At 36.6% G+C, this 9272-nt stretch carries 10 protein-coding genes and 2 tRNA genes; 10 read left to right on the plus strand and 2 right to left on the minus strand.

Going from position 1 to position 9272, the window contains the following annotated elements; all coding sequences use genetic code 11:
* Window positions 1-645: tRNA cyclic N6-threonylcarbamoyladenosine(37) synthase TcdA (gene tcdA / locus Q1J40_RS02575; protein ID WP_301098472.1), on the plus strand; the 645-nt coding region annotated here is incomplete at its 5' end.
* A 264-nt stretch (window positions 646-909) separates the two neighbouring features.
* On the plus strand, window positions 910-1899 hold the full coding sequence (locus Q1J40_RS02580; RefSeq protein ID WP_301098473.1) for an amidohydrolase family protein: 990 nt from the start codon (window positions 910-912) through the stop codon (window positions 1897-1899).
* Window positions 1900-1970: 71 nt separating this feature from the next.
* Here the strand turns inward: Q1J40_RS02580 and ampD are convergent, their stop codons facing one another.
* Entirely contained in the window at window positions 1971-2525 is a 555-nt protein-coding gene (gene ampD / locus Q1J40_RS02585; RefSeq protein WP_301098474.1) for a 1,6-anhydro-N-acetylmuramyl-L-alanine amidase AmpD, read from the minus strand.
* Between the two features lie 58 nt (window positions 2526-2583).
* On the opposite strand from ampD, the gene Q1J40_RS02590 reads away from it, so the two are divergent.
* Both Q1J40_RS02590 and pyrE read left to right on the plus strand, forming a co-directional pair.
* Complete coding sequence (locus Q1J40_RS02590) at window positions 2584-3423, plus strand: 23S rRNA (adenine(2030)-N(6))-methyltransferase RlmJ (RefSeq protein WP_301098475.1); 840 nt, start codon at window positions 2584-2586, stop codon at window positions 3421-3423.
* Between the two features lie 18 nt (window positions 3424-3441).
* A complete protein-coding gene (gene pyrE / locus Q1J40_RS02595; RefSeq protein WP_301098476.1) occupies window positions 3442-4083 on the plus strand; it encodes an orotate phosphoribosyltransferase in 642 nt (213 codons plus the stop codon).
* Window positions 4084-4159: 76 nt separating this feature from the next.
* On the opposite strand, the gene rho is transcribed toward pyrE, so the two are convergent.
* On the minus strand, window positions 4160-5422 hold the full coding sequence (gene rho / locus Q1J40_RS02600) for a transcription termination factor Rho (RefSeq protein ID WP_301098477.1): 1263 nt from the start codon (window positions 5420-5422) through the stop codon (window positions 4160-4162).
* A 201-nt stretch (window positions 5423-5623) separates the two neighbouring features.
* On the opposite strand from rho, the gene hslR reads away from it, so the two are divergent.
* The 6 genes from hslR to Q1J40_RS02630 all read left to right on the plus strand — a co-directional run bounded on the left by hslR (window position 5624) and on the right by Q1J40_RS02630 (window position 9098).
* The gene (hslR, locus tag Q1J40_RS02605) at window positions 5624-6037 is read left to right on the plus strand and encodes a ribosome-associated heat shock protein Hsp15 (protein WP_301098478.1); all 414 of its coding nucleotides are present in this window, start codon (window positions 5624-5626) and stop codon (window positions 6035-6037) included.
* Window positions 6034-6900: an Hsp33 family molecular chaperone HslO gene (hslO, locus tag Q1J40_RS02610; RefSeq protein WP_301098479.1), complete on the plus strand. Its 867-nt coding sequence runs from the start codon at window positions 6034-6036 to the stop codon at window positions 6898-6900. Before hslR ends, hslO begins: the two co-directional genes overlap by 4 nt.
* A gap of 67 nt (window positions 6901-6967) precedes the next feature.
* Window positions 6968-7735, plus strand: coding sequence for a DNA polymerase III subunit epsilon (dnaQ, locus tag Q1J40_RS02615; RefSeq protein ID WP_301098480.1), 768 nt, complete (start codon window positions 6968-6970; stop codon window positions 7733-7735).
* Between the two features lie 100 nt (window positions 7736-7835).
* A tRNA-Asp gene (locus tag Q1J40_RS02620) sits at window positions 7836-7912 on the plus strand.
* Window positions 7913-7945: 33 nt separating this feature from the next.
* Window positions 7946-8022: transfer RNA gene (locus Q1J40_RS02625), tRNA-Asp, on the plus strand.
* A gap of 188 nt (window positions 8023-8210) precedes the next feature.
* Entirely contained in the window at window positions 8211-9098 is an 888-nt protein-coding gene (locus Q1J40_RS02630; protein WP_301098481.1) for a hypothetical protein, read from the plus strand.
* The last annotated feature ends 174 nt before the right edge of the window (window positions 9099-9272 follow it).

Here is a 9272-nt window from a genome sequence, read left to right on the forward strand (position 1 = left end):
GTAGAGGCACTTGCTCGTTCTGGGATTGGTAAAATTACGATGATTGATATGGACGATATTTGCGTGACTAATATCAATCGTCAAATTCATGCTATTTCGGGTGAAATTGGTAAGCTAAAAACGGAAGTGATGAAAGAGCGTATTGCGAAAATCAATCCTGAATGCCAAGTACAGATTATTGATGATTTTCTAACAAGCGATAACCTAGCTGAATATATCACTCATGATTATGACTATGTAATTGATGCGATAGATAGCGTACGAGTAAAAGCCGCTTTAATTGCCTTTTGTAAGCGTAATAAAATCAAAATTATCACCACTGGCGGTGCTGGGGGACAAACAGATCCTACGCAAATTCAAATTACTGACTTAAGTAAAACGATTCAAGATCCGCTAGCTTCGAAAGTACGTAGTTTATTGCGTAAAGAATACAATTTTAGCCAAAATCCAAAACGTAAGTTTGGCATAGATTGCGTGTTCTCCACTCAACCTTTAATTTTTCCTAAAATGAGCGAGGGGTGTGAGATTTCAGCAACAATGAATTGTGCCAATGGTTTTGGGGCGGCGACAATGATTACCGCAACCTTTGGTTTCTTTGCAGTCAGTAGAGTTATCGAGAAATTATTAAAAAATTCGACCAGTTAGTTACGCAAACGTTTGCATTTTAATTTGGATAAATTTATACTATCCGCCTAGTGCCAATAAGGAACTAGAAATGCAACACAAATCATACAGTGATATAACTAATAAAAATACGCAACATATTTATTTTATAGAATTTTTACAGCTAAACCTTGAAAAATTACGAGGTTTAGCTGTTTTTTTATGGTTTATCAATAATTTTCAGAAAAAGATCTCTTCTTAATGGGATCTTTTTTTTAGCCTAATTTTAGTCGTAGAGGATAAATAATGAGTCAGTTAATTCGTACCTTAAAAGGACATATTCGTGATGAAGTTATCAAAAAAGGGGGATGGGTAAATGCTCATGCCCATGCAGACCGAGCATTTACGATGACGCCAGAGAAAATCAAAATTTATCAAGAATCTAATCTTCAACAAAAATGGGATTTAGTAGACGAAGTAAAACGTCAATCAACAGTAGAAGATTATTATCGCCGTTTTAGTCAATCTATTGAATTGATGATTTCACAAGGGGTAACAGCTTTTGGGACTTTTGTGGATATTGATCAAGTTTGTGAGGATAGAGCTATCTTAGCGGCTCATAAAGCGAGAGAAGTGTATAAAAATGATATTGTACTAAAATTTGCTAACCAAACCTTAAAAGGAGTGATCGAACCCAATGCACGCAAATGGTTTGATATTGGCTCAGAAATGGTGGATATGATCGGTGGGTTACCTTATCGGGATGAATTAGATTATGGAAAAGGCTTAGAGGCAATGGATATACTGATGGATACTGCAAAATCACAGAGTAAAATGTTGCATGTGCATGTTGATCAATTTAATTCGCCAAGAGAAAAAGAAACAGAACAATTGTGTGATAAGTCTATTGAACATGGTATGCAAGGGCAAGTCGTAGCTATTCATGGTATTTCTATTGGAGCTCATTCAAAAGAGTATCGTCAAAAACTATATAAAAAAATGAAAGCTTGCGAGATGATGGTTATCGCTTGTCCAATGGCTTGGATTGATAGCCCACGAAAAGATGAGGTTTTACCTTTCCACAACGCCTTAACTCCCGCAGATGAAATGATTCCTGAAGGTATCACTGTTGCATTAGGTACGGATAACATTTGTGATTATATGGTGCCATTATGTGAAGGAGATATGTGGCAAGAGTTAAGCTTACTTTCAGCAGGTTGCCGTTTTACTAATCTTGATGAAATGGCAAATATTGCCAGTATCAATGGACGAAAAGTGCTAGGTTTAGATTATTAAATTTATGTATAAGCGGTTACTTACTTTTAAAATTTTGCAAATTATTGAGAGAAAGTTACCGCTTACTTAGGTTATTTAACTTGAGAACGGTAATATTCCCAGTCAAAGTATTGACCGGGATCGATTTTTCTACCGGGGGCAATATCACTATGACCGACAATTCTATCGGGGGTGATTTTTGGGTAAGTTTGCAAAATAGAATGGGTTAGCTGAATAAGCGTTTGATATTGCTCGGCAGTAAAAGGTTGATTGTTACTTCCCTCTAATTCAATCCCGATAGAAAATTGATTACATTTTTCTCGACCTTGAAAGGAAGACAAACCAGCGTGCCAAGCCATATCGTTAAAATTAACATATTGTGTGAGTTTACCTTCTCGATTGATAAAGCAGTGAGCAGACACTCGCAAATCCTTAATTTCTTCAAAATAAGGGTGTTGAGTAGGATCAAGTTTGCCTTGAAAAAACTGATCGACAAAATCGCCACCAAATTCATCGGGAGGCAAGCTAATATAATGAATAACTAACAATGAAATATCATCAATGATAGGTCTTGGATCAAAATGTGGGGATAAAACTCGCTTTTGATCGACAAGCCAACCATTTTCAATCTTTAAAGTTTTCTGCATAGTGTAAATAACGGAAATAAGCTAGAATGAACGTCATTTTACAAGAAAGAGAATAAAAATGCTGAGTTATCGCCACAGTTTTCATGCAGGCAATCATGCCGATGTCCTAAAACATACCGTTTTAACCTTAATCCTAACCGCTTTAAAACAAAAAGAAAAAGGGTTCTTCTATTTAGATACTCATGCAGGTGTTGGTCGTTATAGCTTATTCAGTGCAGAAGCTGAAAAGACAGGGGAATATATTGAAGGGATTGCTCGCCTATGGGAACGAGATGATTTACCCGAAGAAGTTGCCCTCTATATTGCTGAATTAAAGAAAATCAACAAAGGTAAATTACGTTTTTATGCCGGTTCACCACTGCTTGCAGTACAACAACTTCGCCCTCAAGATCGTGCATTATTGACTGAATTACACCCTAATGATTACCCTTTACTTCGCAATGAATTTGCTCGTCAAAGAAATGTAATCACCAAGCGAGAAAATGGTTTTCAGCAATTAAAAGCTGCTTTACCACCAAAAGAAAAGCGCGGGTTAATCTTGATCGATCCGCCTTATGAATTGAAAGAAGATTATGAATTAGTGGTAAAAGGAATCGAAGAAGGTTACAAACGTTTTGCGACTGGTGTATATGCTATTTGGTATCCAGTCGTATTACGTCAGCACACTAAACGTATTGTCAAAGGCTTACAAGCAACAGGGATCCGCAAGATTTTACAAATTGAGTTAGCTGTCCGCCCTGATTCCGATCAACGAGGAATGACAGCGAGTGGAATGATTGTGATCAATCCACCTTGGCAGCTTGAAGCACAAATGAAGAAAATTTTACCTTATTTAACTGAAACCCTTGTGCCAGAGGGAACAGGCAGTTGGGATGTCAGTTGGATTACACCTGAATAATTGAATTGAGGAAATAAAATGCAATCTTATAAACATGATTTTATTGAATTTTGTTTAAGCCGTAACGTCCTAAAATTTGGCGAATTTACCCTAAAATCAGGCAGAATCAGCCCTTATTTTTTTAATGCTGGACTATTTTATACAGGACAAGATCTTGCCAAATTAGGTGAGTTCTATGCCCAAACTATTCAATCGAGTAGTATTGAATTTGACGTGTTATTTGGCCCTGCTTATAAAGGCATTCCAATTGCCACTACCGTTGCCGTTGCTCTAGCAAATCAATTTAATATTGATAAACCTTGCTGTTTTAATCGTAAGGAAGCAAAGGATCACGGGGAGGGTGGAAATTTAATTGGTAGTGCATTACAAGGCAATATTTTGCTTGTTGATGATGTGATTACCGCAGGCACAGCAATTCGTGAATCAATGGAAATTATCAATGCTAATAAAGCAAATTTAGCGGGGGTATTGATTGCATTAAACCGTAAAGAAAAAGGCAAAGGAGACTTATCTGCTATTCAAGAAGTAGAGAGAGATTACCAGTGCCAAGTTTTCTCAATTATTGATTTTGACGATTTACTACAATTTATCGAAAAATCACCGCAATACGCACCATATTTACCGAAAATGAAAGCATATCGAGAACAATATGGCGTTTAACAAGCGGTAACTTTATTCAATTTATTTGCAAAAAAGAGGGCTAATTAGCCCTCTTGCAGTATTACGTAAATGTAAATTATGAACGTTTCATAATTTCAAAGAATTCATCGTTAGTTTTTGCAACGGCTAATTTATCAATTAAGAATTCCATTGCTTCAACTTCACCCATAGGATTAAGGATCTTACGAAGAATCCACATTTTTTGGAGTTCGTCTGGAGTAGTAAGAAGATCTTCTTTACGTGTACCAGAGCGATTAAAGTCGATTGCAGGGAATACACGTTTTTCAGCAATTTTGCGGGATAAGTGTAATTCCATATTACCTGTTCCTTTGAACTCTTCAAAGATAACTTCATCCATTTTAGAACCGGTATCCACTAAGGCTGTGGCAATAATAGTTAAGCTACCCCCTTCTTCCACATTTCTCGCTGCACCAAAGAAACGTTTAGGTCTATGTAATGCGTTCGCATCCACACCACCTGATAAGATTTTACCTGATGCTGGGGTTACAGTATTGTATGCACGTGCTAAACGTGTGATAGAGTCGAGTAAAATTACCACGTCTTTTTTGTGTTCAACTAAACGTTTTGCTTTTTCAATTACCATTTCTGCAACTTGAACGTGGCGAGAAGCTGGTTCATCAAAGGTAGAAGCAATCACTTCGCCTTTTACTGAACGTTGCATTTCGGTTACTTCTTCTGGACGTTCATCGATCAGCAATACAATCAAAATACACTCTGGATAATTGTGCGTGATGCTTTGAGCAATATTTTGTAGCAATACGGTTTTACCTGCTTTTGGTGGCGCAACGATAAGACCACGTTGTCCTTTACCAATTGGTGAAGCAAGATCAAGAATTCTTGCAGTAAGGTCTTCAGTTGAGCCATTACCACGTTCCATTCTTAAGCGTGAATTTGCATGAAGAGGGGTTAAGTTTTCGAAAAGGATTTTACTGCGGGAGACTTCGGGCTTGTCGTCATTGACACGATCGACTTTGAGTAGGGCAAAATAGCGTTCACCTTCTTTCGGTGGGCGAATTTTCCCTTCAATCGAGTCACCCGTTTGTAGATTGAACCTACGAATTTGACTTGGGGAAACATAAATATCGTCAGGACCAGCTAAATAAGAGCTGTCGCCAGAACGAAGGAAACCAAAGCCATCTGGCAAGATTTCAAGAACACCACGACCGAAAATGTCTTCACCACTTTTAGCGTGTTGTTTAAGGATTGCAAAAACGATATCTTGTTTACGTAAGCGGGCTAAGTTTTCTAAGCCCATTTGTTCTTCACCCATACGAACGAGTTCAGATACTGGGGTATTTTTTAACTGTGTAAGATGCATATATAAAATATTTTTTGTTTAAAAAGATTGGGTTTAAGTTTGATTAATTTAGCGATTTTTTATACTAAGAATTGAGTGGCGAAGAATAACCTTAAATTAAAAATATTGCAAATTTTTTATGTAATCTTACCGCTTTTTTGCTTGAAAAAACGTAAAATTGCACCATATTTTAACTTGTCGTTTTTTATTTTCGGTAGAATTATGAAAAAACAGAGTAATGAAACTGTTGATGTTAGGTTGGATAAATGGCTGTGGGCAGCTCGATTTTATAAAACCCGTAGTATTGCAAAAGCAATGATCGAGGGGGGAAAAGTCCATTATAATGGACAACGGGCTAAGGTCAGCAAAACTGTTGAAATTGGTGCCTTTATCAAACTTAGACAAGGAAACGAAGAAAAAGAGGTTGAAGTATTAGCCTTGAGCGATCAGCGAAGAGGTGCGCCAGAGGCACAATTACTTTATCAAGAAACTGAAACTAGTATCAAAAACCGTGAGAAACTTGCCTTCGCTCGTAAAGCTAATGCACTTTCTATGCCTCATCCAGATCGCAGACCGAATAAGAAAGAACGTCGTGATTTGATTAAATTTAAAATAACTAACTCGGAAACACTATGACTTATACACAAGACAATGACAAACTTTACCGCTTTTTATTCCAAAACCGTGCGGTAAGAGGGGAGTGGGTCAGATTAAATAACACATTTACAGAAACTCTAAATACCCACCATTACCCAAAAGCAGTGCAAAATCTTTTAGGGGAAATGTTAGTTGCAACCAGTTTATTAACCGCTACCTTAAAATTTGAAGGCAATATTACAGTACAAATTCAAGGAGATGGACCATTAAAACTTGCGGTTGTGAATGGTAACAATCAACAACAAGTAAGAGCTTTAGCTCGTGTGGAAGGCGAAATTGCAGAACAAGCTACCTTATCTGAAATGATCGGAAATGGCGTGCTAGTGATTTCTATCATTCCAGAAGAAGGCGAACGCTATCAAGGTGTGGTTAGTTTGGATAAACCGACCATTAGTGAATGTTTAGAAGATTATTTTGTTCGTTCAGAACAATTAGAAACACAATTGGTTATCCGTACTGGCGAATACGAAGGTAAGGCTGTTGCAGGTGGTTTACTATTACAAATTATGCCCGATGGTACAGGTACGCCAGAAGATTTTGAGCATTTAGCCACTTTAGCTTCAACGATTAAAGATGAAGAAATCTTTGGATTAACCGCAGAAGAATTACTTTATCGCTTATTCCACGAAGAAAGTGTTGAAGTTTATCCATCTCAAGACACAGAATTTAAATGTGGTTGCTCAAGAGAGCGTTCAGGTGCAGCGATTATGCTTGTTCCTGATGATGAACTTGAAGAAATGCTCGCTGAAAAAAATGGCGTGATTGATATGCAATGTGAATGTTGTGGTACACAATATTTCTTTGATAAAAATGCCATAGATGAGTTGAAAAACGCAGCATAAAGACATCACAAGCGGTTAGATTGGTAAAATATTTTGCTGATCTAACCGCCTGTATATAGAGGATAATATGAACGAAAAACCAATTTTACGTCAAGTGGTATTGGACACGGAAACAACGGGGATGAATTTCAATGGAGCGCCTCATATTGGGCATAACATCATTGAAATTGGTGCTGTCGAGGTTATTAATCGCCGTTTAACTGGGCGGAATTACCACGTTTATATTAAACCTCCTCGAGAAGTCGATGAAGAAGCGATTCAAGTTCACGGTATCACAAATGAAATGTTGCAGGATAAACCGACTTTCGCCGAAATTGCACCAGAGTTTTTAGAATTTATCAAAGGGGCAGAATTAGTTATTCACAATGCTCCCTTCGATGTGGGATTTATTGATCAAGAATTTGCAACCCTTGATAACAACGCACCTAAAGTCGAAGAAATTTGTCAGGTAACGGATAGCTTACAATTAGCCCGTAAAATGTATCCGGGAAAACGTAATAACTTGGATGCTTTGTGTGATCGTTTAGGGATTGATAACAGCAAACGTGTACTCCATGGAGCATTACTGGATGCAGAAATACTGGCGGATGTATTCTTAATGATGACTGGCGGGCAAATTGCTTTGCTTGCCGAAGATGAATCTGACAGTAATATCAATTCACAAGATTATGCCGTTCAACATCAAATAATCGATACGGATGGACTTATCGTTTTATCAGCAACCGATGATGAACAAGAAGAGCATCAAAAATATTTAGAATTATTGAATAAAAAATCTAAAGGAAATTGCTTGTGGACGACCTTATATCCGTCTCAAAATGAACAAGTAAATTAAAATTTCAGCAAATTGTTTAGTAAAAAATCAATTGTTATTTTTTTTAAAAAAATGTTTGACGAGGTCACTTTAAATCATTAATATACGCCTCGTTCTTAGCGGAGTGGTAGTTCAGCTGGTTAGAATACCTGCCTGTCACGCAGGGGGTCGCGGGTTCGAGTCCCGTCCATTCCGCCAACTTATTTAAACAAAACTTGTGTTTGTTTTCGCGGAGTGGTAGTTCAGCTGGTTAGAATACCTGCCTGTCACGCAGGGGGTCGCGGGTTCGAGTCCCGTCCATTCCGCCAATTTATTTAAACGTCATAATATACCTCCTTAGTACGTTAAAGGCAAAGCCCTCTAGATTAGAGGGCTTTTGTTTTTAAATGTCATAAAAATCTAAATCATAGATACATTTATCACCATATAATAGTCTATTTACTTAGAAAAATTTGCTTGATAAACTTCTCAACAGTGTGACATTTTAGGGGGATTTATGACTACTGAAATTCAAGAAAGTGTGGCTAATGATCGCCAACAAGAAATAGTTAAAATTCAAGCTTCTATTATTGAGTTGAAAGAATATTGTTCTATAGAAGATGCTTTTACAGAAGTTGGCAAGAGTATTTCTAATAATCCAATCACAAATATTTTTAAAAAATCAGGATTAAAATTTCAACGTGTAAAAAGTAAGTTATTACCTTTTTGGTTAGTAGAAGCAGTGCATACACTTGATTATGAGTATCAAACCCTCCTTAATATTCCAATCAATGAAGAAAACACAAAGCAGTTAATTATCAATGGTCATACATATGATGTCAAAAATCCAACTTACCAAAAAAGTATCGAGGTACAAGCTACGGGAATTGCTCACTATGAAAATAAGATTAGTAGAATTTTTGATGCTGGAGGGGTATTGATTCAACATGATAGTATTTATCGCGATTACGTAGAACGTAATAACAATGATAAATCACCAGATACAGCTGTTAGTCCATCATTGAGCGAATTAAATCTTAGTGAGAAGATCCCACCAGTAAAACAAAATATTGAGAGAAAAATTGTAAATGAATTTTACAAACTAACAGAATCTACAATAGATAATACACAAGAGTTTAAAGATAAAGTCAGTTTTACTACATGTAATTTGTACTATCATCCAATTTTTACATTTGAATATATCAATCTAGAAACAAATGACATAAAGGAAATTGAAGTAGATGGTATCACGGGAAAAGTCCTGAAGGGTAATATGCTAATATCAATAAAGAATCTTTTAAATAATAATAGAGAAGGCATTACAGAAGTTGCCGCAGAGATTGCAGGCAGTGTAGTCCCAGGTACTGGGTATCTTGTGAGAGAAATTGGTAAAAGAATTAAGTAAGTTAAAATTTATTTTTTAAAACAATTAGTTAAGGGGAGTTTGATCTTCTGCAAATTATAGATGGGCTGATTTATTTCAGCCCTTTTCTTTAGACATTACTCTTAAATTAATCCTAATGATAAGCTGATTTTTCTATGAAATTGTACTTCAATTCATTAAAGGGCAGATCATTTT

This window comes from Otariodibacter sp. (genome assembly GCF_029256985.1).
In the GTDB taxonomy this organism is placed as follows: domain Bacteria; phylum Pseudomonadota; class Gammaproteobacteria; order Enterobacterales; family Pasteurellaceae; genus Otariodibacter.

Excerpts from the sequence above, each read along its gene's own strand:
- Q1J40_RS02580 (WP_301098473.1), top strand. The coding sequence starts at position 910 with ATGAGTCAGTTAATTCGTACCTTAAAAGGACATATTCGTGATGAAGTT.
- ampD (WP_301098474.1), bottom strand. The coding sequence starts at position 2,525 with ATGCAGAAAACTTTAAAGATTGAAAATGGTTGGCTTGTCGATCAAAAG.
- Q1J40_RS02590 (WP_301098475.1), top strand. The coding sequence starts at position 2,584 with ATGCTGAGTTATCGCCACAGTTTTCATGCAGGCAATCATGCCGATGTC.
- pyrE (WP_301098476.1), top strand. The coding sequence starts at position 3,442 with ATGCAATCTTATAAACATGATTTTATTGAATTTTGTTTAAGCCGTAAC.
- rho (WP_301098477.1), bottom strand. The coding sequence starts at position 5,422 with ATGCATCTTACACAGTTAAAAAATACCCCAGTATCTGAACTCGTTCGT.
- hslR (WP_301098478.1), top strand. The coding sequence starts at position 5,624 with ATGAAAAAACAGAGTAATGAAACTGTTGATGTTAGGTTGGATAAATGG.
- hslO (WP_301098479.1), top strand. The coding sequence starts at position 6,034 with ATGACTTATACACAAGACAATGACAAACTTTACCGCTTTTTATTCCAA.
- dnaQ (WP_301098480.1), top strand. The coding sequence starts at position 6,968 with ATGAACGAAAAACCAATTTTACGTCAAGTGGTATTGGACACGGAAACA.
- Q1J40_RS02630 (WP_301098481.1), top strand. The coding sequence starts at position 8,211 with ATGACTACTGAAATTCAAGAAAGTGTGGCTAATGATCGCCAACAAGAA.